Annotated in this window: 1 protein-coding gene; it reads right to left on the bottom strand. The window is 64.8% G+C overall.

Translation table 11 applies throughout. The features are described 5' to 3' along the window. Positions 1–553: IS110 family transposase (locus G3480_RS27015; protein WP_164657263.1), on the bottom strand; the 553-nt coding region annotated here is incomplete at its 3' end. Positions 554–804: the final 251 nt, after the last annotated feature.

The following is an 804-nucleotide window of genomic DNA, read 5'->3' as shown; positions in this document are numbered from 1 at the left end:
TGCGTCCAGCCGCCCAGTCACGCAGCGCCTCGATCTGGTCGGCGTACTGGCGGATGCTCAGACGCACGTCCTCCAGCACCACCGCTGGCGTGGTGGTGCTTTGCAGCAAGGCGTGCAGTTGGTTCTTTGCCCGCGTGCGATCGGCCACCAGCGCCTCTAAGCGCCGAGCACAGGCACGCAGCTCCAGAGCCTCGGGCGCCGGGCGCTGCCATGGCTCGAACGGCATGCGCTGGGCGAACTGCGCCAGCACCCCGGCATCGACCGCATCGGTCTTGTTGCGCGTCAGCAGGGCCTCGGCGAAGCGCTTGGCGGCCTTGGGATTGAGCACCATCAGGGGCACGCCGGCCGCATCGAGGGCCAGCGCTAGATCCAGGTGATAGCTGCCGGTCGCCTCCAGGCACACCCGCTCCACCTGCGCACCGTGCAATGCCTTGATCAGTGCCGCGTGACCGCTGGGCGTGTTAGCAAACTCGCGCACCTTGCCGAGCTTCTCCGCGGTGCTGATGGCCAGCGCCAGGGTTTTGTGGGCAACATCGATTCCGGCCGTGTTCATGGTTCTGTCTCTCCAGGCTCTCATGCGCTAACATCATTCCCGGTTCCCCGACCCTGTACCCTCGCCTACCGACCTTGTGTATGCAGGCTCGCGGACACCGTCCACGGCCTCGGATACTCTTCGGCATGGGCGAAGAGGGCGGGGAGCCCATCTACATGCAAGCTCTGAACACCACGTCCAGGCTTCAGGGGCGAACGGCTTCCCGGGCTCTCTTCATAAACTCCGTTTATCACTCCTCCTTATCAATCCCT

This window comes from Thiorhodococcus mannitoliphagus (genome assembly GCF_010915725.1).
GTDB lineage: Bacteria > Pseudomonadota > Gammaproteobacteria > Chromatiales > Chromatiaceae > Thiorhodococcus > Thiorhodococcus mannitoliphagus.
Note: the sequence above shows the minus strand (reverse complement) of the source record. Positions and strands in the feature narration are given on the sequence as shown.